21 protein-coding genes are annotated in these 25,147 nt (G+C 56.8%); 19 read left to right on the forward strand and 2 right to left on the reverse strand.

Features of this window, described 5'->3' with window-relative positions; genetic code table 11:
* Positions 1-379 precede the first annotated feature (379 nt).
* Positions 380-1,267 carry a threonine/homoserine exporter RhtA gene (gene rhtA, locus ACYASS_RS17435; protein ID WP_463587031.1) on the forward strand — a complete coding sequence of 296 codons (888 nt, stop codon included), beginning with the start codon at positions 380-382 and terminating at the stop codon, positions 1,265-1,267.
* A gap of 179 nt (positions 1,268-1,446) precedes the next feature.
* Complete coding sequence (locus ACYASS_RS17440) at positions 1,447-1,743, forward strand: hypothetical protein (RefSeq protein ID WP_243248538.1); 297 nt, start codon at positions 1,447-1,449, stop codon at positions 1,741-1,743.
* A 45-nt stretch (positions 1,744-1,788) separates the two neighbouring features.
* Here ACYASS_RS17440 and ACYASS_RS17445 read toward each other — a convergent pair whose 3' ends face one another.
* Together ACYASS_RS17445 and ACYASS_RS17450 are read right to left on the reverse strand one after the other, a co-directional pair.
* Positions 1,789-3,597, reverse strand: coding sequence for an aminopeptidase P family protein (locus ACYASS_RS17445; protein WP_463587032.1), 1,809 nt, complete (start codon positions 3,595-3,597; stop codon positions 1,789-1,791).
* A 58-nt stretch (positions 3,598-3,655) separates the two neighbouring features.
* Positions 3,656-4,834, reverse strand: a complete 1,179-nt coding sequence (locus ACYASS_RS17450) for a cysteine desulfurase family protein (protein ID WP_463587033.1) — start codon at positions 4,832-4,834, stop codon at positions 3,656-3,658.
* Positions 4,835-5,811: 977 nt separating this feature from the next.
* Between ACYASS_RS17450 and ACYASS_RS17455 the strand changes: the two genes are divergently transcribed.
* The 17 genes from ACYASS_RS17455 (at position 5,812) to ssuE (ending at position 25,070) form a co-directional block, all read left to right on the forward strand.
* The gene (locus ACYASS_RS17455; RefSeq protein ID WP_463587034.1) at positions 5,812-6,606 is read left to right on the forward strand and encodes a hypothetical protein; all 795 of its coding nucleotides are present in this window, start codon (positions 5,812-5,814) and stop codon (positions 6,604-6,606) included.
* 33 nt (positions 6,607-6,639) lie between these two features.
* Entirely contained in the window at positions 6,640-7,761 is a 1,122-nt protein-coding gene (locus tag ACYASS_RS17460; protein ID WP_463587035.1) for a DegT/DnrJ/EryC1/StrS family aminotransferase, read from the forward strand.
* A 5-nt stretch (positions 7,762-7,766) separates the two neighbouring features.
* Positions 7,767-9,281, forward strand: coding sequence for a lipopolysaccharide biosynthesis protein (locus tag ACYASS_RS17465; protein ID WP_463587036.1), 1,515 nt, complete (start codon positions 7,767-7,769; stop codon positions 9,279-9,281).
* 3 nt (positions 9,282-9,284) lie between these two features.
* Positions 9,285-10,211 (forward strand): glycosyltransferase family 2 protein, encoded by a 927-nt coding sequence (locus tag ACYASS_RS17470; protein ID WP_463587037.1) that lies wholly within the window; start codon positions 9,285-9,287, stop codon positions 10,209-10,211.
* Complete coding sequence (locus tag ACYASS_RS17475) at positions 10,201-10,650, forward strand: low molecular weight protein-tyrosine-phosphatase (RefSeq protein WP_463587038.1); 450 nt, start codon at positions 10,201-10,203, stop codon at positions 10,648-10,650. The genes ACYASS_RS17470 and ACYASS_RS17475 overlap by 11 nt, the downstream gene beginning before the upstream one ends.
* Entirely contained in the window at positions 10,651-12,861 is a 2,211-nt protein-coding gene (locus ACYASS_RS17480) for a polysaccharide biosynthesis tyrosine autokinase (protein ID WP_463587039.1), read from the forward strand.
* A 47-nt stretch (positions 12,862-12,908) separates the two neighbouring features.
* Complete coding sequence (locus tag ACYASS_RS17485) at positions 12,909-13,709, forward strand: WbqC family protein (protein WP_243248547.1); 801 nt, start codon at positions 12,909-12,911, stop codon at positions 13,707-13,709.
* 5 nt (positions 13,710-13,714) lie between these two features.
* Positions 13,715-14,227: a transcription/translation regulatory transformer protein RfaH gene (gene rfaH, locus ACYASS_RS17490; RefSeq protein WP_463587040.1), complete on the forward strand. Its 513-nt coding sequence runs from the start codon at positions 13,715-13,717 to the stop codon at positions 14,225-14,227.
* A 113-nt stretch (positions 14,228-14,340) separates the two neighbouring features.
* Positions 14,341-15,342, forward strand: coding sequence for a glycosyltransferase (locus tag ACYASS_RS17495; RefSeq protein ID WP_463587041.1), 1,002 nt, complete (start codon positions 14,341-14,343; stop codon positions 15,340-15,342).
* Positions 15,339-16,583 (forward strand): glycosyltransferase family 4 protein, encoded by a 1,245-nt coding sequence (locus tag ACYASS_RS17500; protein ID WP_463587042.1) that lies wholly within the window; start codon positions 15,339-15,341, stop codon positions 16,581-16,583. The genes ACYASS_RS17495 and ACYASS_RS17500 overlap by 4 nt, the downstream gene beginning before the upstream one ends.
* Positions 16,584-16,685: 102 nt before the next feature.
* Positions 16,686-17,999 carry a hypothetical protein gene (locus tag ACYASS_RS17505; RefSeq protein ID WP_463587043.1) on the forward strand — a complete coding sequence of 438 codons (1,314 nt, stop codon included), beginning with the start codon at positions 16,686-16,688 and terminating at the stop codon, positions 17,997-17,999.
* A gap of 175 nt (positions 18,000-18,174) precedes the next feature.
* Complete coding sequence (locus ACYASS_RS17510) at positions 18,175-19,287, forward strand: glycosyltransferase family 4 protein (protein WP_463587044.1); 1,113 nt, start codon at positions 18,175-18,177, stop codon at positions 19,285-19,287.
* A gap of 1 nt (position 19,288) precedes the next feature.
* Positions 19,289-20,329, forward strand: a complete 1,041-nt coding sequence (locus ACYASS_RS17515; protein ID WP_463587045.1) for an acyltransferase family protein — start codon at positions 19,289-19,291, stop codon at positions 20,327-20,329.
* 32 nt (positions 20,330-20,361) lie between these two features.
* Positions 20,362-21,579, forward strand: coding sequence for a glycosyltransferase family 4 protein (locus tag ACYASS_RS17520; protein ID WP_463587046.1), 1,218 nt, complete (start codon positions 20,362-20,364; stop codon positions 21,577-21,579).
* A gap of 13 nt (positions 21,580-21,592) precedes the next feature.
* Positions 21,593-23,005 carry an undecaprenyl-phosphate glucose phosphotransferase gene (locus ACYASS_RS17525; RefSeq protein WP_463587047.1) on the forward strand — a complete coding sequence of 471 codons (1,413 nt, stop codon included), beginning with the start codon at positions 21,593-21,595 and terminating at the stop codon, positions 23,003-23,005.
* Positions 23,006-23,157: 152 nt separating this feature from the next.
* Positions 23,158-24,246 carry a polysaccharide biosynthesis/export family protein gene (locus ACYASS_RS17530; protein WP_463587048.1) on the forward strand — a complete coding sequence of 363 codons (1,089 nt, stop codon included), beginning with the start codon at positions 23,158-23,160 and terminating at the stop codon, positions 24,244-24,246.
* 242 nt (positions 24,247-24,488) lie between these two features.
* Positions 24,489-25,070 (forward strand): NADPH-dependent FMN reductase, encoded by a 582-nt coding sequence (gene ssuE / locus ACYASS_RS17535; protein ID WP_122663773.1) that lies wholly within the window; start codon positions 24,489-24,491, stop codon positions 25,068-25,070.
* Positions 25,071-25,147: the final 77 nt, after the last annotated feature.

Raw genomic sequence — 25,147 nt, forward strand, 5'->3', positions numbered from 1 at the left:
CAACTTCAACCACTTGCGCTTCGATCAACATCACGTTGCTCGTTAGCGGGAGGCGAATTCTACAGCGTTACAACCTGCTGTCAACTACCTTTTTCACCGCTTTCGATCAACCTCATCGAAACCCCTTCCGAGCTAACTAAACCGTCCAACTCATTGATTAACAAAGAGTTTTTCGTTCCGTCTGCGCCAGAAGAGGTGCGAATTATAGAGAGATTCGAGAGGCCGTCAACCCCTATTTCCAACTTTCAATAAAAACACTGCTATCCAGCTACCTATATAAGAAGAACCTTAGAAGGTGCGCATTATATTGCGCAACTCTCCATTCTTCAGCATCATATAGCGCTTGCACCAACTGCCCGCTAACTGGAACACCCTCCCGATGAGCAATAACCTGCGCCCCCTCTCCCACACACTTTTCCCCATTGGACTATTGCTGATTGCCATGGCGTCCATTCAGACAGGGGCGTCGATGGCAAAAACACTGTTCCCTTTAGTAGGAGCACAAGGCACAACCTCTCTCCGGCTGATCTTCGCCAGCATTATTCTGCTGCTGGTACTTAGGCCCTGGCGTGCCCGATTCACGGCAAAATCACTACGCACGGTCATGTTCTACGGCATCGCACTAGGGGGAATGAATTTCCTCTTCTACATGTCCCTGCGCAGCGTTCCTCTGGGGATAGCCGTGGCGCTCGAATTCACGGGACCACTGGCGGTCGCACTGCTGTCCTCACGCAAGGCGCTCGACTTTGTCTGGATCGCACTTGCTGTGACGGGGCTACTCTTGCTGATCCCTACCGGGACAGAAAGCGCGAGCCTGGACCTAACTGGCGTAGCCTATGCGCTCGGTGCTGGCGTGTGCTGGGCTGGCTACATCCTGTTTGGACAAAAAGCCGGCGAAGACAACGGAATTCAAACCGCTGCACTGGGCGTACTGATTGCGGCGATATTCATCGCCCCGATTGGTGCGGTGCATGCAGGCTGGGCCCTGTTCGACATAGGACTGATTCCTACAGCCATTGGCGTAGCCGTCCTGTCCACCGCGCTTCCCTATAGTCTGGAGATGGTTGCACTGACACGCATGCCTGCCCGAACATTTGGTACGTTGGCCAGTATTGAGCCAGCATTCGGCGCCCTATCCGGCATGTTGTTTCTTCAGGAACACCTGGCGCTCACCCAATGGCTCGCCATTGCGGCAATCATCGCCGCATCTGCGGGCGCAACCCTTACCGCACAGCGCGAACACACACAAATAGTCCCGGCGGACTGAGGACTCTTTTGCTCAAATGTGAGATGTCACTAGCATTTGTAACGATGTTAAGCCATGTTTACGCCATGGCGACGCCCGAGCCTTTTCAAGGCCACCAGCAGAATGCCAAATCATCTTACTGAGTAATCGTATCCCGGCTGGGCACTGGCACTTTGATAAAGGCCAGGGTAAGGAAAGCAATGAAGTACATTTTTATAGCGCTGACAACACTAATAATCACAGGCTGCGCCGCGACTTCCGCCCCCGTAAAGCAAACCAAGCGGGGGATCCACATCAACTGCTCAGGTCTCTCGTCCTCATGGCAGAGGTGCTACGACACCGCAGCTGATTCCTGCGTTTCGAAGAACTATAGAGTCATTGCCAAATCCGGCGACGGCGTGGAGGACCCCGGCGATTACCCCTTTGGTCTGAACCCTGCAGGCTATACCAGCCGCAGCATGATCATCATCTGCAAGAAGCCGGCAAAGACCGAGTAGAGGGCAACATGGCGGGAGCCACCCCCACTCCCGCCACAGATCCGGTCAGACGGCGACGGTACGCAACCGCAGCCATTCCAGAGCCGTCCCCTGCAACAGCGGGCTCAAACGCTTGTTCACCTCCGCGTGATAGTCGTTCAACCACATACACTCGTCCTGCGTCAGCAAATCCAGTTCGAGGCAGCGCGTGTCAATTGGACACAACGTCAGCGTTTCGAACCTGAGAAAGTCGCCAAACTCGGTACTCTCTGCCTCGCGATTGATCACCAGATTCTCGATCCGCACTCCCCAGCGGCCCGGACGATAAGTACCTGGCTCAATAGACGTGATCATCCCTGGCAACATCGCCGTTTGAGGCGTAGCTGGCGCCTGATAGGCAATGACTTGCGGCCCTTCATGGACGTTCAGGAAGTAGCCGACACCGTGCCCGGTGCCATGCCCATAATTCACACCCTCAGACCAGATAGGCGCCCGGGCAATTGCATCGAGTAGCGGCGACAGAATGCCTTTAGGGAAATGCGTGCGGGATAAGGCGATGAGCCCTTTCAGTACGCGGGTACAGTCGCGTTTTTGCTCCGCACTGGGCGTACCAACTGGCACCATACGAGTAATGTCAGTGGTGCCGCCCAGATACTGCCCTCCAGAATCAATAAGCAACAGACCATCACCCTCGATCTGCGCGTACTCTTGCGGCGTCGCACGGTAATGCGGCATTGCACCATTGCCATTGAAACCCGCGATCGTCGCGAAGCTTGGACAGATATAGCCCGGACGACGCTGGCGAGCCTGCCCCAGTTTTTCGTCGATGGTCAGTTCACTGACAGCATCATGCCCCAAAGCCGAATCCAGCCAAGAGAAAAACTCACACAGTGCCGCGCCGTCTTGTTCCATTGCCTGACGAATGTGCGCGGTATCAGCCTCGCTTTTCTGGGATTTGAACAGCGTGGTTGGGTTGAGCCCTTCCACTAGCGTGACTTCTGCGTCCAGATAATCCAGCAGACCACAGGTTACCCGGGCGGGATCAACCAGCAGACGGGCGTCTTTCGGGACCTCACGCAGCGCCGCGCCGATCTGGGTGTACTCCAGCAAAATAACGCCGTCCTGTTCGAGACTGAGGCGAACCCCCGCACTCAACTTGCTCGAGTCCACGAACAGGGTGACGCTACTTGGCCCGATCAAGGCAAAGGAAATGAACACCGGATTGTAGGAGACATCGGAGCCGCGCAGATTGAACAGCCAGGCAATGTCATCAAGCGTGGCAATAAAATGCCAATCCGCACCTCGCTCTGCGATCACCTGACGCAAACGAGCCAACTTTTCGACACGCCTTACGGAAGCTTGAGGGGGTAGATGCTCGAAAACCTGACTGACTGGCAACGCAGGACGATCAGCCCATAGCTCGGTCAGCAAATCCAGATCAGTGCGCAGCCTTGCACCACGATCATAGAGCTTGCTCGCCAGCGTCCGGGAAGAGGCAACCGCCAACACTGCGCCATCTACAGCGACCACAGTCTCGGCACTCGCTTGATCAGCAAGCCACTCCAAAGGCCCCTGCTGCCCTGGCTGGAGCTTGACCAGCTCAATGCCGCTACCTGCCAGCTCTTTAGTGGCCTGCTCCCAATAACGACTGTCAGCCCACAAACCGGCGAAGTCCTGAGTGACAATCAAAGTCCCCACTGAGCCATGGAAACCCGACAGCCATTGACGCCCTTGCCAATAGCCAGGCAAATACTCGGAAAGGTGTGGGTCAGCCGATGGGACCAGATAAGCATCGATACGCTCGCGACTCATCAAGGCCCGTGTCTGCGCCAAACGTTGCACGACCGTTGCGCCGGAATTCGATTGCGTACTCATTGGTTCTCCTGCTGACCCGAAAAATTTTATTCTCTGCGGGCAGATAATGGAGCACCAATCAGGACTGAGCAACCGCCCAGAACGCAGGCTGGACCCGGGCAGCCCTGATCAGCGAGGCCGCACGCTCGATTTCTTCTTCGGAAGTAAAGCGCCCGAGGCTCAATCGGATGGTCTGACTTGCAGCCTTGGCATCATGACCCAGCGCCAGCAAAACATGCGAAGGGGTATTTTTTGCCGAGTTGCAGGCAGATGTGGAAGAGAAAGCCAGGCCGTTGCCCAAAGCGGCGATATCGAGGTCGTTGTCACCAAAAGTCAGGCTCAACGTATGAGGAATTCGCTGGAGCGGATCTCCGTTAATACGCAAACCGGAGATATCGGCCAGCCGTGTACATAACAGCTGGTTCAAATGACGAATATGAGCCGTCTCCTCCTCGAACAGCGTTTGCGCCAGCGCAAATGCCGCGCCCATGCCAGCAATCTGGTGAGTCGCCAGGGTGCCTGAGCGCAGACCGCTCTCATGTCCACCGCCGTGGATCTGCGCCTCTACCCGCCGTTCCGCTCCAGGCCCCACATAAAGAGCACCAATACCTTTAGGGCCATAGACCTTGTGTGCCGAGAACGACATCAGATCCACATCCAGCTCGCCCAGATCAATCCTGACCTTGCCCGCTCCCTGAGCAGCATCGACGTGGAACAGGGCCCCATGCGCGCGCACATGCTTGCCGATTTGCGCAATATCGTTAAGCGTGCCCAGTTCGTTGTTGACGAGCATCAATGAGACCAGAAAGGTGTCCTCACGCAGCGCAGCAACCACTGCCTCCGGGGAGATCAAACCATTGGCGTCAGGCGCCAGAAACGTCACATCAACACCCGCTATCTGCAGTTGATCCGCCGTATCAAGGATCGCCTTGTGTTCGATCTGACTGGTAATGATGTGACCGGCAGTACGCCCGTTGCGCTCTGCGTAGCCCTGCGCAACGCCCTTCAATGCAAGGTTGTTTGACTCGGTCGCACCCGAAGTCCAGATGATCTGCTCTGGCCGGGCTCCCACCAGATCGGCAACCTGCTGGCGTGCGATATCTACAGCGGATCTGGCCTCGCGACCGAAGGCGTGAGAGTTGGACGCCGGGTTACCAAAAGTGCCTGACCTGCCCAGGCATTGCACCATGACTTCAATGACACGCTCATCAACGGGAGTGGTAGCAGCGTAGTCAAAATACAGCGCAAGATTTTTCATGTAGATCACCTTGAAATGCGCAGCCCGGAAGGCCGGACTGTTTGCGTAATGCGAGTCGCGCTATCTGCGACATTCGGTTCCGAATCCTGCAGGCCATAATGCACCATCCTGCATAGACCAAAAAGTAATCAATTATTATTTAAATATTCTATTTTGGAATATAAAGACGTCGCGACGAGACAGTTTGATGACATACGCACGATTCATGCCCAACAGCATACCCTTCCCTCTTAATATTACGAGGATGCCCTGAACGCGTTATTGCATCCCGCCAGCGCCGAATTATTTTTACCTGCTTTCGACTGGCTTGAAGTAGAGCCTCTGCTCACTGGGACGGCGCTGACTTTATTTCCCCAAAGCTTATTTTATTTCTGTCTCTAATGACTAACTTCTGACGCTAAAAAAGCGGCGACCTACATTTATTACACTGTGTTTAAACAAAGTGTAAGAGCGCCCAAAAACCGTCATCGCACCGAACCAGTGCATGCGATGTTTTTTTGACTCCTTTAAAAACAATAAGTTAAGCAACATTAAAAACCGCTTATCAAAAATTTAACAGAATGTTGACGAAATAATTTGACAGAAAGCCCGGCGCCAACGATATATATGCGTGTCAGACATTTCCTAGCTCGTGCAGCGTTGCCAAAGAGCAATGCGCTGGAATTGTCGAGCCGACACATCTCTTAATTGCCTCATGTTAGTTATTTGCACGGCGCATTCCTGCGCCGGTGGCCGTCCTTTGATTAACAGAAAATCGCTCAACTGCTGAACGTAGTCGAGGGGCGGTAGCGTGGCCTGCAATCTGCGCCACGTATTGATTAGTTAATCAGACACCTGCAATGCGCTGTTGAAGTTGCCACGTACTGGATCAGCGGATTCGGGCGGTAGCGTGGATGAACGTCCAGAACAGTTGACGACCCCGGCCAGCCGGCTGGGTTTCGCTCAGCGATCTCCACTTCAATATCAGGGATTGATTGATGCCATCTTCATTTGCCATGGACCCGCAGCGGATCAAGCAAATTACCGAGCAGATCGACGCTCAGGGTTTCAGCCAGATAAGCGGGGCCCTCGACGCCAACGAACTGCAGTTGATACGCGCCTACACCGAAACGCAGGCCGGGCTGCATCAAGGCGAATACTTTGCTCACCACGGTGAGAAGTTGCTTTCGCAAAGCCCGTTGGCATCACTGTGGGAATCTGCTGACTTCCGGCAAATGCTGGCCAGCCTTTATCACTCCGCCACCGGCGTAGAGTCAGCCAGCCTGCAGATTTTCCCGGTATTGCGCTGTGTTCAGGGCAATCAGGGCCGTCGTGAATCCAACTGCTTTCATTTCGACGCCAGCCTGGTAACGGTCCTGGTACCGGTGTTCATCCCTACGGAAGGGGATGAGCGAGGTGACCTGATGCTGTTTCCCAACCTGCGCAACGTGCGACGCAACGCCATATTCAATGCCATTGAAAAAGCCCTGGTGCAAAACCCCTTCAGCCGCAAGTTGCTGGTCATGGCTATCGAGCGGGGCTGGCTGAAGCCCGAAACACTGACGCTCAAACCCGGCGACATCTACGTGTTCTGGGGCTACCGAACTCTCCACGCCAATAAGCCGTGTGGCCCGAATGTTACCCGGGCGACAGCCATCTTCCATTTTGGTGACCCCCATGCAGGCAGCCTGACTACCCGGCTGATCCTGCAGATCAATCAGCGTCGTGCCCGACGCGCCAGCCGCAAGGCAGGTAATCGCTCATCAGAAGTAACACCCGGCAAATCGCTCTGACCCCTGCGTTAAACGTCAAACATGGAGGCTTCGATGATCAACGTCACTAAAACCTATCTGGGCGATATCGGTAAGTTCAAGACTTATGTGGAAGGTATTTATGCCCGCGGCTGGCTGACTAACCATGGCCCTTTGGTCAATGAACTGGAAGAACGGCTCAAGGATTATCTGGGCGTAAAACATATCATTCTGACCAACAACGGTACGTTGGCGCTGCAAGTGGCTTATCGCGCACTGAATCTGAGCGGCAGCGCAGTCACCACACCGTTCAGCTTCGTCGCCACCAGCAGTTCACTGCAGTGGGAAGGCATACGGCCGCTGTTCGCTGATATTGATCCCGGCACCTGGAACATCTCACCGGCACACATTGAAAGCCGGATTGAAGCCGACACCACCGCCATTGTCGGCACCCATGTGTTCGGCAATCCCTGTGCGGTCGAACATATCGAACAGATAGCCCTCAAGCACAAACTTAAAGTGGTTTACGACGGCGCTCACGCATTTGCCGTGCGCCATGCGGGTCAATCGGTACTCAACTGGGGCGATGTCAGCACCTTGAGTTTCCATGCGACCAAACTGTTCCACACCATTGAAGGTGGCGCGATCATCACCAACGATGACGAAATCGCAAAACGCGCCTACCTGCTCTGCAACTTTGGCATTGCGGACGTCGACAAGATTGATGGCATTGGCATTAACGCCAAGCTCAACGAATTCTCTGCGGCCATGGGGCTGTGCATTCTTGATGACATCGAGAACATTCTCGAAGAACGCGCCGAGATCGCCTATCGCTATACCTCGCGACTGGAAAATTATCTGGACCTGCAACAGACCCAGCCCGATAGCCAGCTCAACCATAGCTACTACCCGGTTGCCCTGCGCGACGAACAACAACTGCTGCGTGTGCGCACTGCACTGAATCAACGGAATATCAACCCGCGCCGGTACTTCTACCCATCACTGGATACGCTTGAGTATCTCCAGCCTCAGGTTCCACAACCCGAGTCCCGTGCATTAAGCGAGCGTGTGATGTGTCTGCCGATTTACCCCGGCTTGCAGAAGAGTGATCAGGAAAAGGTCATCGGTACCCTGATCGAAGAGTGCAGTGTCAGCAGCGTGCACTACCGCAGCCCACTGATCGCTCAGGCTATTTAGTCGCCATGACGAAGAGCCGCTCGGTCATTCGTAATACCGCATTGAACTACGCCGGACAGGCCTACGTTCTGCTGGTGGGCATTTTGATCATGCCTTTCTACCTCGGCCATCTCGGCGCCGAGGCCTATGGTTTGATCGGCTTTTTCGCCGTGCTGCAGGCCTGGTTACTGCTCCTCGACGCGGGCTTGTCACCTAGCCTGGTGCGTGCTGTCGCCCACCAGCAGGGTACGCGTGCCCGTGAGCGCAGTTCAGGGCAATTGCTTCGTTCGTTCGAAATCATTTTTCTGCCGATGGCATTGCTTTGCTGCATTGGCATTTATCTGAGCAGCCCGTGGATTGCGTTGCAGTGGCTCAATGCAAAAGAGCTCGAACCGCAGACGCTGATTCACTGCATCAGCTTGATGGGGCTGGTGGTTGCCCTGCGCCTGTATGCGACGCTGTACAAAAGTGGCATCCAGGGCCTTGAGCAACACGCCTGGCTGAACATCGCCAACATCATCATCGCAACCGTGCGCTATTTCGGCGGCCTGTTGCTGGTCAGCACCTACTCTCAGGACCCTGAAGACTTCTTTGAATTTCAGGTTCTGGTAGGCCTGATCGAGACCCTGATCTTTGCGGTCCGTGCCTATCAGCAAATGCCTACCCCGCACCTGCTCACTGGCTTCAACTGGTTACTGGTCAAGCCGATCATCCCCTTTGCGGCCAGCATGACGCTGACCTCCGTGCTGTGGATTGTCTTGACCCAGATGGACAAGGTGCTGCTCTCGGATCTGCTGCCACTGGATGAGTACGGCTATTTCTCACTGGTCGCGCTGGTCACTACCGGCATCATGATGCTCACCAATCCACTGGTGCAGGCCTTGTTACCACGCATGACGGTGCTCGTGGCAGAAGGTCGACAAGCCGAGATGCACGCCTTGCTACTCGCGGCCAATCGTTTTGCCTGCACGTTTCTGTTTCCTCTGTCTGCACTGATCGGCTTGCACGGCAAGTACCTGATCTACGCCTGGACAGGTGACTGGGTCGCTGCCCAATGGAGCCATCAGATCCTCTGCTGGTACTCGCTGGGCAGCGCGATCATGGCGATCAGCGCCTTTCAGTTCTATCTGCAATACGCCTATGGGCAGATACGCCTGCATGTCTGGTACAGCCTGATTTCCGCCATCGTCACCGTACCGGTGATGTTTTTCGCCATCCGTTATCAAGGCGCTTACGGCGCAGCCGTGGCCTGGTTTCTATTGCGCGGAGTGTCGTTTGCCGTCTGGCCAATGATCGTCCATCACACCCTGGCGCCTGGCATTCACCCGCAGTGGCTGCGGGACGTCCTGCGCATCGGCGTGATGACAGGCGTCGGCCTGATGCTCAGCGAGCCTTTGTTCCTACTGATAGCCGGTGATGATCGCCTGAGTATCTTTCTGGGATTGGCAGCCAGCGGCCTGATCACGCTGCTCATCGTGGCCGTCAGTGACAAACCTCTGGCAACAAAAATTTTCGTCTTGTTCAGCAAACCGAGTACATGAGCCATGGATGAGAGAACAAAAACTGCACCCGGCGCACCGCCCTTATTGAGCATCGTGTGCCCGGCCTACAACCAGGAAGCTTTTATCGCTCAGACACTGGACAGCTTTCTCGCTCAGCAGACGACCTTCAATTTCGAAATCCTGATCAACGATGACGCTTCCACCGATGGCACCGCACGGATCATCGCTGAGTACACCCAACGTTACCCGCACATCATCCGGTCGTTCTATGAGCAGGTGAATCAGTATCAGCATGGCCGGCCCTGCGTTCCCGGCCTGTTTGCCAAGGCACGCGGTCACTACATCGCCTACTGCGAAGCCGATGACTACTGGACAGATCCGCGCAAACTGCAGATCCAGGTGGATTTCCTCGAAGCTAATCGCGACTACGTGATGACCTATCACGACGCGATGGCTTTCGACGAAAACGGCCCGCGAGGCATTCAGTTGCAAGGCAAGCTGCGCGCCGATGCCAGCGCTGTAGACCTGCAGAAGGCCCGACCGATTTCGACCCTGACCGTGTGCTTTCGCAACGTACTCACCAACATGCCCCCGGAACTGCTGATGCCTGTCGCCCCGCTCAATGACATGTGCTGGTGGTCGCTGCTGGGCGCATTTGGCAAAGGCAAGTTCCTGGCAGAAATCAAACCTGCCGCCTACCGGGTGCATCCGGGCGGGATTTTTTCCATGCGCAGCAACAAACGCAAATTGCACATGAGCCTGCAGACCAATAGCAGCCTGGCCAACTACTACCAGCGCATCGGCAATCAGGAGTTGTATGAGTACTTCCTGACGCAGGTCTTTTGTCTTTCTCTGTCGGCACTCGGTCCGATGCGCAAATTACAGGCACTGCTCATGGCCATCCGCAACATGAGCATCAACCTCGGCAAGCGGTTGTTGCCCTCTGTCAGCAAAGGCCATGTTCAGTAACGTTCTGGTGATCTGCGTTGGCAACATCTGCCGCAGCCCCATGGCTGAGGCGCTGTTGCTGCAGCGGGCTGCGCCGCATGTCCAAGTGGCTTCGGCGGGCACTCACGCCATGGTGGATTCACCCATGGACCCGCTGGCACAGGCCGTACTGCACATGCATCAGGTCCCGACACCCAGGCATCAGGCCCGCCAGATAGACCGGGCCTTGCTGCACAGGGCCGACCTGATCCTGCTGATGGAACCCGCCCAACTCAACAGTGTGTTGAAGCTGGCTCCGGAAGTGCGCGGCAAAACGTTTCTGATTGGCAAATGGCAACAACAGCTGGAAATCGCCGACCCCTATCGGCAACCACAATTAGCCTTTGAACAGACCTACGAGCAGCTCTCGAGATGCGTCGACGACTGGCTACCTTTTCTTCAGTCAGGAGAAACAAGATAAATGACCGCTATGAACCGCTCTTCCCTGGACTACTACCAGGACTCCCGGATCGATTTGGCAACTATCTTGCGCACACTATTCGACCACAAGGGCCTGATCATATTGATCGTCGGCCTCTTCAGTCTGGCTGGCGTGGCCTATGCAGTGCTCTCCACGCCGATCTATCAGGCCAACGCAATGATTCAGATCGAGCCGAAAAAAATCGGCATCGAGGGTACACCCGAGGTCTCCGGCAAACCCATGTCTGTGTCTCAAGCCACCACTGAAATCGAACTGATCAAATCGCGGGCTGTGCTGGGTAAAGTCGTCGAAGACCTCAAGCTGAATATCGTCCAGCGCCCGAAACTCTTTCCGGTCATCGGCCCTTACCTGAACCGCACCTTCAGCCCGGAAAGCAACAATGCGCTGGCTGAGCCCATGTTCGGTCAGGCCGCCTACGCCTGGGGCGGAGAAAAAATCGATGTCTTCCAGCTCGATGTACCCGAAGAGCTACTGGGCGAGGGACTGATTCTGGTGGCGGGCAAACCGGGCTTCTTTTCCCTCTATGACGAAGATCGCAAGCTGATCCTCAGCGGTGCCATCAACCAGACCGTCGAGGGCAAGGGCACGAAAATCCAGGTAGCCACACTCAACGCACGGCCTGGCACCGAATTCATTGTTGCCAAACTGCGCACCCTGACCGCTGCGCTGATTTATCAGGACCGCCTGAAGATTACCGAAGCAGGCAAAGACTCCGGCATCATCTACCTGGCCATCCAGGACCCTGATCCGGAGAAAGCCAACCATATTCTCAACGAAGTCAGCCGCCTGTATGTGCGTCAGAACGTCGAGCGCAGCTCGGCCGAAGCTGCGCAACGCCTTGAGTTCCTGCGCTCGCAATTGCCAGGCGTGCGCAAACAGCTGGAAGACTCGGAAATGGCGCTGAACGATTTCCAGACCAGCGCCAAGTCAGTCGACCTGAGCATCGAAACCAAGGGTGTTCTGGATCAAGTCGTGAAGCTGGACTCGATGCTTTCGGAACTCAAGCTCAAGCGCGTCGAAATCGAACGCCTGTACACCCGCGAGCACCCGACTTATCGGGGCCTGATGAACCAGATGAGTCAGCTCGAAGCACAGAAACAAGGCCTGCTGAAGAAGATCGAAGCTTTGCCAGTGACACAACAGGAACTGCTGCGCCTGACCCGAGACATGCAGGTCACCAGCCAGACTTACACCTTGATGCTGAACAAGAGCCAGGAGCAGGACATTCTCCGTGCAGGCAGCATCGGTAACGTGAGGATCATCGACAACGCCGACGCCAACGTCGAGCAGCCGGTGAAACCGATGAAAAAGCTCATCGTTCTGCTCGCGGCAATGCTCGGTATCGTCGTCGCAGTGGCCACTGTGTTCGTCCGCCAGGCCTTCTACCGTGGTGTGGAGAACCCTGAAATCATCGAAAACATCGGCATGCCGGTTTACGCGTCGCTGCCCTACTCCCGCCAGCAGGACAGGCTGGAAAAAAACAGTCAGGGGCGCAGCAAGGAATCGAAGCTGCTGAGCGTTTCAGCACCGACCGAACTGGCCATCGAATCCTTGCGCAGCCTGCGCACCAGCCTGCATTTCGCAATGCTGGAGGCCCGCAACAACGTACTGATGATTTCCAGCCCGTCGCCCGGCGCAGGCAAGTCTTTCGTGTCCAGCAACCTGGCCGTGATCATTGCCCAGGCGGGCAGGCGCGTGCTGTTGATCGATGCTGATATGCGCAAAGGCTATCAACACAAAATCTTCGGCCTGAACCCCAAGCACGGGTTGTCCGACACCCTGGCCGCCCGTGTCAAAAGTACAGAAGTCATCAATCACACCGAAGTGCGAAACCTGGATTTGATGTCCTGCGGCTTCAATGCGCCCAACCCGTCAGAACTGTTGATGCACGATAACTTCAACAAAATGCTCGCTGAACTCTCCCCGCTCTACGACCTGATTCTCGTCGACACGCCGCCCATTCTTGCTGTTACCGACGCCACACTGGTGGGTCGTCAGGCGGGCACCTGTCTGCTGGTCACCCGCTTTGGCCTGACCACGGTGAAGGAGATCGAGGCCTGCAAACGGCGGCTTGGCCAGAATGGCGTGATTATCAAAGGCGCGATATTCAACGGCGTGCTGCGCAAGGCATCCACAGCCGACTACGACTGCGCGGCCTACGGCTACAACTACAGCCCTGTAAGAAAGTGATCCGCAGGTAACAGCCCCACCTCCCCCGCACGCTCAAGGAGTTACAGATGGCACGGACTATTGCAATGATGCAGCCTTATCTCTTCCCCTACCTGGGCTACTTTCAACTGATTGCCGCAGCGGATGTCTTCGTCCTCGGCGATGACTTGCAATACATCCGTTCCGGCTGGGTCAATCGCAATCGCATCCTGCAAAACGGCGAAGCGAAGCTCATCACGTTCCCGCTCAAGCGAGACAGCTTCGATCTGCCGATCATGAAGCGTCATCTGGCTGACAACTTCAGCGAAGAAGCCGATCGACTGATCAACCTGATCACCCAGAGCTATCGCAAGGCGCCCTACTTTGCTCAGGTCATGCCTTTTCTGGAGCGCCTGATTCGCTTCCCGCAACAGAATCTCGCCCTGTACACCGAACACGCGATTCGCGAGATGTGCGCTTATCTGCATATCGTCACGCCCATCCTGCGAGGTTCAGACCTCAAGCTGGTGTCCTGCCTCGACAAACAGGACCGCGTGATCAATATCGCGCGCACCTTCGCCGCGACCACCGTGCTCAACCCCATCGGCGGCGTCGATCTGTACGACCGGGACCACTTCGCCCGTCACGGTCTGTTGCTGCGCTTTTTCAAAATGGACCCGATTGTCTACCGGCAACTGAATCAGCCTTTCGTACCCAGCCTGTCGATCATCGACGTACTGATGTTCAACTGCGTTGAGCAGGTCCAGGCGATGTTCGCCTGCTTCAGCCTCTGCGACGGTATACCGAACCCCGAAGCCCAGTTGCTGGCTGAACTGACCCGCCAGGTCGAGATCAGCTCCATCGTCCCTGCCCACGTTGCTGCGGAGTAACGGCCATGTCATTCGATAGCCCCGCTCGCTGGTACCTGATCCAGACCAAACCTCGCCAGGAAGCACGCGCAGAGGAACACCTGCAGCGCCAGAACTTCGAGTGCTACCGCCCTCTGAAGTCGGCAGAGCTGAAAAAGCGCAGCGCTCGACCGACGGCTGAAGAGGAGTTGTTCCCCGGCTACCTGTTCATTCGCATGGATCAGGTCCACGACAACTGGTACCCGATCCGCTCCACCCGGGGAGTGGCCAGAATCGTAACCTTCGGTGGGCATCCGGTGCCGGTGCAGGATGAATTGATCGAACAGATCCGTCTGCGCTTGAGCACTCCTGCCCCAAGGCTCGAATTCAAACAAGGCGAGCATGTGCTGATCAAGGCTGGCGAGCTCTGCGACATCGAAGCGATCTTCCTGGCCTGCGATGGCACGGAGCGCGCCGTGATCCTGCTCAATCTGCTGCAACGCGAACAGAAAGTGGTGCTGCCGATCAGCAGCCTGTTGCGAATGGAAGCGCGGGGTTGATCGCATCGCACTATTTGCGGTGCCTCTATCGCGAGCAAGCTCTGCTCCCACAGGTTTGATGTGCCCCGAGACTGGCGCCATCCAGCGCTCTGAATCCTTACCGGAATCTCACCATGACTCAACTCACAACGCTGGTGACGCTCACCTATGGTGATCGCTACAACTACCTGCATACGCTGGTCAGCCGTTCGCTGGAAAGCCCGCTGATTGACCGGGTGATCATTGTCAGTAATGCCTCGGTCGCGCCGCTGGAAAACCTCTGCAAGCTCTGGCCGGATCAGGTCGAGGTGATTCATTTGCAGAGCAACACAGGCTCGGCCAAAGGCTATTCGGTCGGCATTCAGGCTGCGCTGGACGCTGGCGCCGAATACATCTGGTTGATGGATGACGACAACGCTCCGACGATAAATGCCATCGCCACCCTGCATCAAAGCCTGCGCCAGCGTCAGGCCATTGATGGCGCGGATAAAGCGGCGGTGCTGGGCTTTCGCCCCACTCATCAGGCCGACATTGCCGCCGGTGTCCCGCGCCGCTTTGCTATCCAGCGACGCTCAAGCTTCTTCGGTTTTCACGTAGCGCAGTTGCCTTACAAAATCTGGCGGCGTTTGCCCTGGGGCCAGCCACAGGGCAAGTACAAGAAAATCGAAACCGTGCAGCTGCCATTCGCCACTTATGGCGGACTGCTCGCCCATCGCAGCCTTTATCAACGCATCGGCCTGCCGCTGGATGCCCTGATGCTCTACGCCGACGACAGTGAATACACCTGGCGTATCACCGCCGCGGGTGGGCGTATTTTTCTTGTGCCGGAAGCCTTGCTCGATGACCTTGAGGACTCGTGGAACATCAAGGCGCGTACCAGCAATATCTATGAAAGTTTTTTGCTGGGCGGCTCGGATCTTCGCGCCTATTACGGGGCACGCAATCAGGCCTGGTTCGATAAAAATATCTGGGCCTCATCGGCACTGCTCTACAGCTTCAACCGCTGGATATTCTTTCGCCTGTTACGCCTGATTGCCAAACGCCGCGGTGCAGAACAACGCCTGAGCCTGATCGAAAAGGCCATCGCTGACGGTGAGTCGGGCGTATTGGGCCTGCACAAGTCGTATCCGCTATGAAGGCCCTTTTCATTAACAGCCTGTATGCCCCGGATATCGACGGCGGCGCAGAAATCATCCTGCAGCGTACCGTCGAAGGCTTGCAGCAACGCGGCCATGAAGTGGTGGTACTTGCCACCGGCCCGCAGTCGGGGCTTACCGAGGAAACGGTCAACCTGGTGAAGGTTTATCGTGCCGGTTTGCGTAACTTCTACTGGCACTTCAGCGTCCAGCGCCCCGGCAGGCTGGCACGACTGGGCTGGCACCTGCGTGACCGTTACAACGTCGGCATGCGCGACTACGTGAAACAGGTGATTGATCGGGAAAAACCGGATCTGGTGGTCTGTCATAACCTCACCGGCTGGTCGGTCTCTGCCTGGGACGAGATCACCGCCGCCGGATTACCGATCGTCCAGGTATTGCATGATCTCTACCTGCTATGCCCCGGCAGCACCATGTTCAGTAAAGGCCAAAGCTGCAAGACCCAATGCGGCCGCTGCGAACGCTTTCGCAAGGGCCACGATGCGCGCTCAGCGCAGGTCAATACGGTCGTTGGCGTCAGTCGCTTCATGCTCGACACCTTACAAGCGCAGGGCTACTTCAAAGGTGCCCGCGGCTATGTGGTGCATAACGCCAGTCCTGCCCCAGCCTTGCCGATCAAAATCAAAAACGCAGAGCCCGTCACCCATCGTACGCCGCTGCGCTTCGGCTATATGGGCACGTTATCGGACCCCAAAGGGCTGCGTTGGCTGATCGAGCAGTTTCAGCAACTGCCGATAGACGCCACCTTGCAGATTGCCGGCCGAGGCCAGCTCAGCGATGAAGAGCGTTTCAAGGCTTTGGCACATTCGCCCCGAATAAGCTTCGTCGGTTATCAGGCACCTGAAGATTTCTACAAGCAGATCGACGTCGCCATCGTGCCATCGATCTGGAGCGAGCCCTTCGGCATGGTGGCCGTTGAAGCCTGCGCCTGGTCGGTCCCGGTGATTGCCAGCCGTATGGGCGGTTTGCCGGAGATTATTCAGGATCAGCTCAACGGCTTGTTGTGCAGCCCCGACGACCCGGACTCTCTAGGGGTTGCGATGCTCAGGTTGCATCAACAACCCGAGTTGCTGGCCCGTCTGAGCGCCCAGGCTCGTATCAGCGTGTCGTCATTGACCGATCTGGACCTGATGCTCGACAGCTACGAAAGCATTCTCGCCCAAACGTTGCTGGACAGTACCGCACGCGCGATCAGGCCGTATGCGCCACGCCCGGCCTGAAACGCCGGTGCTCGCCCGAACACGCAGTGTTATCCATCGGCCCGTGACTAACCGAGCCAGTTTCCTGGCGCTCCGGACCGTGCCTCTTCATTGAGACAAAACATGTCCCAGCACCCTCGCGCCTCGTCAAGAAAGTCTCTGACGTTGTTTCTCTTGAGCCTGATGTTCAGCTGCACCGCGACAGCAGAAGAACGCTTCATTATTGGTGTCGCGACGCATTTGATGAACAAAAACGGCCCCTCGGCAAAAACGCTGCAAATGCTTGAAGCTGCCGGGGTCGACTCGGTGCGCGACGATGCTTACTGGTCGGTAGCCGAACCGCATCGTGGACAGTTGCATATCGACCCCAATTGGCAGACATACCTGAGCAAGGCTCGGGAGCACAAACTCAGGCCCCTGCTGGTACTGGGTTACGGCAACCCAAACTACGGCAACTATGCCAAACCTCGTTATCCGCCGATCAAGGAAGGCTTCGGCAATTACGTGAAATTCATCAGCCGTGAACTGGCCGATAGCGTGGATTTTTATGAGGTCTGGAACGAGTGGGATAAGGAAAACCCGGTCGATGAGGCCTTCGCCCGCGACTACAGCAATCTGATTGAAGAAACCGCCAGTAACCTGCGTCAACAGAAGAAACCGGTGACGATTCTCGCTGGCGCGGTGACCAGCCAGGGCATGGACCTGGGATTTGCCGACCGCCTCCTGTCGGCTGGATTGCTCAACCATGTGGATGGCCTGTCCTTGCATCCTTATGTGCATTGCCGCCACGAAGAACGGCATACCCCGGAACGCTGGATTGCCTGGCTGCGCTGGATTGACGCCGACCTCAGAGCGCTGGTCGCAAGACCTGTTCCGCTGTACCTGACAGAGATGGGCTGGCCCAGCAACAGCGGCAAATGCGGCGTGAGCGAAGAGACCCAGGCGGCCTATCTGGCCCGCAGTTTCTTCCTCGCCCAGACGCTGCCGGACATCAAAGGTTTGTGGTGGTACGACTTGCTTGACGATGGCAAGGATACCAGTGACCCGGAGCAGAATTTTGGTTTGCTCAATCAGGACCTGACGGTCAAACCGGCGTACCTGACGCTGAAGGCCATCAGCCCGTTTCTGCATGACTACCGGTACGACGCGGAAAAGAGTCGAGAACTGGATAACGCTTACCTGCTGCGCTTCAACAAAGGATCCGAGCAGATTCTGGTGGCCTGGACCACCGGACACCGACGCTCGATTCCAGTCGATGCCAGCAGTGTTCAGGCTGGCAACGTCTTGATCGTCGACAGCGGCCAACCGGAACGCGGTCAGCTGGACACCGGTATCCCCTGGAACTGCAACGACAGCCGCTGTTCCGCCCTGATACCGATCAACGAGTTTCCCAGGGTTATCCGCCTGGGCAGCAAGCCACCGCTGTTTGCGCGGTGATAGCTCTGAATTGAAATGCAATCTCTGTTGGAGCGAGGCTTGCCCGCGAAGAACGATGATGCGGTAAACCCGGCTTACCTCGTCGCCTGATTCGCGGGCAAGCCTCGCTCCAACAGAAACAGGGATCACCATTGTGTTCGCCTGCTTCTCCCATCCTGCGCAGAGACCTTTGCCGATGATCGTCATCAATGCCCGCTTTCTTACCCAGGAGCTACGTGGGGTTCAGCGCTTTGCGGAACAGACCTGTCTGGCGCTCAAACAACTGCGCAACGACCTGGTTTTCGTTGCACCCCACGGGATAAAAATGAGCGAAAGCGCCAAGGCACTGGATGTGCAGTGCATAGGGCATAACGAGGGACACCTGTGGGAACAACTGGATTTGCCGCTGTACCTGATGCGCAAGGGGCGACCATTGCTGGTTTCGCTGTGCAGCACAGCGCCGATGTTTTACGCCAACCAGATCGCAACGCACCACGACATCAACTACGTGCGCCACCCTCAAAGTTACTCCCGGATGTTCCGCACGGTATATCGAACCGTGACCCCGATTCTATTGTGGCGCCTCAAATCGTTGATCACCGTCAGTAACTTCTCACGTAGCGAAATCGCTCAGTTCTATGGCTACCCGGAAAAGCGCATATTCGTGGTACCCAATGCGACCAGCGATGCATTTCGGCCCGACGCTGCACCTGAAGAGAAACCGCGTTATCTGTTGGCCGTGTCTTCACCCAGCGCGCACAAGAACTTCAACCGGATGATTCAGGCATTCATGAGCCTGCGCGGCCATAACGACTTGCAGCTGCATATCGTGGGTGCCGCCAGCGAAATCTTCGCCGCCCCTGAACTGCAACGCCTGGCGTGCCGTGACCCGAGAATCCGCTTTCTCGGGCGACTCAGCGATGCTGAGTTGATCAAGCAGTATCAGGGTGCGACCGCATTTGTCTTTCCATCGCTCTATGAAGGTTTCGGGATCCCGCCACTGGAAGCCCAGGCCTGCGGATGCCCGGTGCTGGCCGCTAACGCCGCGTCTATTCCGGAAGTATTGCAAGCCAGCGCACTGTATTTCGACCCACTGGACGTTTCCCATATGGCCTCGGCCATGGAGCGCATTCTGACCGACATGCCGTTGCGCCAGGCGTTACGTCGCCGGGGTCTGAGCAATGTCGGACGTTTTTCCTGGGAAGACTCGGCCCGGCGAGTGTCGCAGCGTATCGATGCGCTGGCACACAGCGACACACCTTCCGGCCAGCCATCACCGGCCGTTGAATCGACCTCTGGCAAGTCCTGATATGAAACGCTTGGCCTACCTTGATGCCCTGCGCGGGATTGCCGCGTTGCTGGTGGTGTTCACTCACCTCTACGCGCCGCTGCTCGGCGATGTCTGGCTGCTTCGCGAACTGCTGGATGTCGGCAAGCTGGGGGTGCTGTGGTTCTTCATGATCAGCGGCGTGGTAATCCCCTTCAGCCTGCGCCCTGGTCCCGACGGCGCTCGGCGCTTCGTGATTTCCCGCGTCATGCGGCTGTACCCGGCTTACTGGCTGTCCTTGCTGGTTTACCTGACGATGTTGCAGCTCTCTGGCGCGCTGTTTCCGCCTTGGCCACAAATTGTCGCCAACGTGAGCATGGTGCAGGCGCTACTGGGCTTCGATGACGTGATCGGACTGTACTGGACGCTGTTCATCGAACTGGTGTTTTACGGCCTGTGTCTGCTGCTGTTTCTCACCGGCAAGCTGTATGACCTCGGGGTGCGGACACGCTGTTCATTGGGCATGCTGGCGCTGGGTCTGGTGCTGGCCATTCTCCGGGAACTGACCGAGCGCAAAGTACCGGTGGCCCTGCCGCTGGCCTTGTCGCTGATGTTCTTTGGCTCGATCTGGCGTCAGTGGCTGCTGGGCGAGCACAGCCGTCAATTGACCCGCTGCCTGATCACCGTGCTGGGCGCCTATGCGCTGTTACTGCCGCCCATTCTGCTATTGGCTTACGGCGAGAACCTTATAGAAGGGGAAGCTGGCGGACGCTACCTGTTCACTTACGCCGCAGCGATCGTCAGTTTCCTGTTGCTGACCCGCAGTGTCCGGCTTGATCAACCGATCCTGGTCTGGCTCGGCAGTATCAGCTACTCGCTGTACCTGCTGCATCCGTCAATGCTGATGCTGGCCGAGTACCTGTTGCGCGGCCTGCCGTTATCACCGTTGTACGCCGCCTTGCTGGCGACCGTACTGACCCTGGGTATCGCCCACTTGTCCTTGCGCTGCATCGAAACGCCATTTATCCAGTGGGGCAAACGCCTCAACAATCGCCACGCCAAGACGCAGACAGCCCGCGCCTGATGTAGAGCCTGTGCATACAGAAGGGAACCTCCATGAGAATCGCAATAGTCCACGACTGGCTGGTGACGTACGCCGGTGCCGAACGAGTACTGGCGTCACTGATCAACATCTGGCCGCAGGCCGATCTGTTTTCAGTCATCGATTTTCTCAGCGACCAGGATCGTGAGCACCTGCATGGCAAAGTCGCGAAGACCACCTTTATTCAGCGGTTACCCAAGGCCAGAACTCACTATCAGCGCTACCTGCCGCTCATGCCGCTAGCCATTGAACAGCTCGACCTGTCGGGTTACGACCTGATTATCAGCAGCAGCCACGCGGTAGCCAAAGGTGTGCTCAGCGGCCCGGATCAGTTGCACGTCAGCTACGTGCACTCGCCCATTCGCTACGCCTGGGATCTGCAACATCAATACTTGCAGGAGTCGGGCATGAGCACCGGCTTAAAGAGCAAAGTCGCGCGAATGATCCTGCACTACATCCGCATGTGGGATCAGCGCACCTCGTCGGGCGTCGACGACTTCATCGCCAACTCGCATTTCATTGGCGGGCGTATTGCCAAAGCTTACCGCCGCGAATCCACGGTGATTTACCCGCCAGTGGATACCGTCAACTTCACCCTGCAAGACAGCAAACAGGACTACTACTTCACTGCATCGCGAATGGTGCCTTACAAGCGCATGCCGATGATCATCGAAGCGTTTGCGGCGATGCCGGACAAGCGCCTCATCGTCATCGGTGACGGTCCGGAAATGGCCAGGGCAAAGCTGATTCATGCGCCCAACGTCACGCTGTTGGGCTTTCAGCCGTTTGCGGTGTTGCTTGAACACATGCGCAATGCCAAAGCCTTCGTGTTTGCCGCCGAGGAAGATTTCGGTATCAGCCCGGTCGAAGCTCAGGCCTGCGGTACCCCGGTGATTGCCTTCGGCAAGGGCGGCGTACTGGAAACCGTTTGCGGCCTGGACCATCCACAACCGACCGGCGTGTTCTACGAACAACAAACAGTGTCATCGCTGGTTGCCGCTGTCGGCGAATTCGAAGCGGCGCATGCCCGTATCACTGCTCAGGCCTGCCGCGCCAACGCTGAACGATTCAGCGGTCAGCGCTTCGATGACGAAATGAAGAACTTCGTCGAAAGTCGCTTCGCAGCAGCTCGCCTTGCACGTCAGCCCGCCCAATACAAGATGCCCCAGGCATCGCCCATTCTGGTCAGCAACGAGCAGACCGCACGTGTCATTCCGATCAAATCCGTCTGAGCGAGCACTGTCCATGCGTACTCCCGTTCGCGGCATTCTTCATGCGCATCAATCCTTGTTGTCGGTCGCCCATCGCCTGCTTGATTTGACGGTCATCGTGCTGGGCGGCTACTGGCAGAGCCAACTGAACCCTGGTACATCCAGCGCCGAGGCCTGGATTCAGATACTGCTGGCGGTGCTGGTGTTTCACTGGCTCAGTGAGTATCACCAGATGTACGGTTCATGGCGTGGCGAGAGAATCCTGCGTGAGCTGATCAAGGTGTTCACTTACTGGGCCGTCACCTTCGTGGTGCTGTTGTCCGTGGACTACCTGCTACTCAATCACGCCAACATGCCCGATAACGCCCAGATGACCTGGTTTGCGTCGGTGCTGACGGTGCTTTGCGGCTATCGCCTGCTGATCCGCAGCGCACTGCATGGTTTGCGGCGGCGCGGCTTCAATACCCGGCGAGTGGCGATTGTCGGTAGCGGCCAGGTCGGCGTTCGACTGGCCCGGTCGATCTCCAGCGCGCCCTGGATGGGCCTGCGGGTGCTGGGCTTTTATGACTTGCCAAAAGCTGCGGTAGAAGCCAGCGAACCCGATCCGGACATCGTGGTACTCGGCGATCTGCAACAGTTGATAAATGACGCCCGCGATGGCCGGATAGACAAGGTTTACATCACCCTGGCGCTTACTGCCCAACCCCACGTTCAAGATCTGGTCAAAGGGCTAAGCGACACCACTGCTTCGGTGTACCTGATTCCGGATGTATTCATGTTCGAACTGCTGCATGCGCGCAGCGAGAGCATCAATGGGCTGGCCAGCATCAGTATTTTCGACTCACCCATGGATGGCGCCTGGAGCCTGGTGAAGCGCGTCGAAGACATCGTATTTTCCAGCGTCATCCTGGTCATGATCGCCCTGCCCCTGCTGCTGATTGCAGCCGCAATCAAGCTCTCGTCGCCCGGCCCGGTGTTGTTTCGTCAGCGCCGTTATGGCCTGGACGGCAGACCCATCATGGTCTGGAAGTTTCGCAGCATGAGCGTGCAGGAAAACGGCGACGTGGTGAATCAAGCCACCCGTAACGACACCCGCGTCACACCGCTGGGGGCGTTCCTGCGACGTACCTCGCTCGATGAACTGCCGCAGTTCTTCAATGTATTACGCGGCGATATGTCCATCGTCGGCCCGCGACCTCACGCGGTGGCGCACAACGAGCAATATCGCAAGCAGGTCAGTGGCTACATGCTGCGCCACAAGGTCAAGCCGGGCATTACCGGTTGGGCGCAGATCAACGGCTGGCGTGGTGAAACAGACACGCTGGACAAGATGCAGAAGCGCGTCGAATACGACCTGGAATACATCGAACACTGGTCGCTGTGGCTGGACCTGAAAATCATTCTGCTGACCCTGTTCAAAGGTTTTCTGCACAAGAACGCCTTCTGACTTTTCCCCTGTTCAATCACCACAACAACCCAGGCCGACCGGTACTGGAGGAGGTGCGTGCTTCTATCAAAAAGACGACGAAATACTCGGTGTTGGTAAGGGAAGCAATGAAATCACTGTGGTGCCAACGCACCTTTAGGAAGGAACAATATATGAAGCTAACCCTAGCTGTTGTGCTGCTCTCCAGTCTGATTTTGCAAGGCTGTGCATTTGCACCCGGGCAGCACATGACCCCAGGAGACATTCAGGCAAAAGATCCGGACGGTCCGGATGTTCAATTGGTACAGATCACTCCACAAACCCTCAAACAGCAAAAACAACAAGCGGCGGCCAGTGCCAAGCCGCTGCCCGTCGAACTGCTCAACTACAAAACGCCTGAATATGTCGTCGGTCCTGGCGACACCTTGCTGGTGATCGTCTTTGAGCACCCTGAGTTGACAGCGCCTGGCTCACAGGACCAACTCGACGCCAACAGCCGGGAAGTATTGAGCGACGGCACGCTCTATTTTCCTTATGTGGGCAGAATCCAGGCCGGTGGCAAGACCGTCGGACAGATCCGCGAGCAACTGCGCATGGGGTTGTCGCCGCAGTACACCGAGGTCAAGGTTGACGTCAAAGTACTGCGTTACAACAGCCAGCGCATCCTGCTCTCGGGTTCGTTCAAAAGCCCCGGTCCCCAGCCGATCACCAATATCCCATTGAGTCTGGTCCAGGCAATTAGCACTGCCGGCCTCGACCTGACCGACGCCAACCTCGCAGGGTTGACCTTGCGCCGCGACGGCAAGGATTACGTGATCGACGTTGACGCGCTGAACCGCAAGGATTCACAACTGAGTAAGGTCTTCCTGAAAAACGGCGATTATCTGCACTTGAACAGCAACTCCAAGAACAAGATCTACGTGCTGGGTGAAGTCCAGCGTCCGCAGGTCATTTCTTTCGGCACCACCAGCGTGACCCTGCTTGAAGCATTAGGTAATTCCGGCGGCCTCAGCCCGGACAGCGCCGACGGTGATGCGGTGTACGTGATCCGCGGTGCTGAAAACCAGGCCAACGCCCGTTCAACGGTCTATCACCTGCTGGCGAAAAAACCAACAGCCTATCTGTTGGCCAAAGAGTTCGAGCTTCAGGCCCAGGACGTGATCTTCGTCGGGCCGGCGGACATTACTCGCTGGAGCCGTTTTGTCAGCCAGTTGCTTGGCTCGGCCAACGTCATTCAGACCGGTGCCGCTTTCAGAAACTGATACCGCAACAAAAAACGTCCCTGCATCTGCCGACTGCGGGGATTTTTTTGCCTGCGATTCGGCTGTGAAGTGTTGCCACAGCAACAGCAGATCAACAGTTGAGGGGGCCTTTGAGCATCACGACATATACCCGGAACCCTGCTCTTTCAGATATTTATCTTTAATTTCAACAAGTTGAATTATTAGTCCGTACTGGCATGCATGCTGCTTTGACTTGCTTACGCTTTTTTAAGGAATTCAGCATGCTGGTAGTTTCACTGTCGGGTAGCCCCGCTCTCAAATCCCGCTCAGGCGTGGTACTGGAACACGCAGGCCGTTGGCTGCGCGCCAAAGGCGTAGACGTCACCACCCTGCGTATCCGCGATTTCAACGCTGAAGACCTGATCTTCGCTCACTTCGACAGCCCGCAAGTGCTGGACTTCATCGAAGCGGTCAAGCAGGCCGATGGTTTGCTGATTGGTACGCCGGTGTACAAGGCTTCGTTTTCCGGCGCGCTGAAAACCCTGCTCGACCTGCTGCCAGAGCGCTCGCTGCATGGCAAGGTGGTTTTGCCTTTGGCAACCGGCGGCAGCATTGCTCACATGCTGGCGGTAGATTACGCGCTGAAGCCGGTGTTATCGGCTCTGAAATGCCAGGAGGTTTTGCACGGCATATTCGCCATCGATAGCCAGATCAGCTACGCCGATAACGAGCAAGGCGGCGACCTGGATGAGATTCTTCATGAGCGTCTGCAGGAAGGCCTGGAGCATTTCTATCTGGGCCTGCAGCATCGCGTGCAAGCCCGCCAGAAACAGGCCGGGGGACATTTGCGGTTGGCGTTATAAACGCGCAATCCTGTAGGAGCGGGGGGGGGGGGGGGGGGGGGCGGGGGGGGGGGGGGGGGGGGAGGCGGCGCCGGCCG

This window comes from Pseudomonas sp. HP_14, assembly GCF_055283875.1.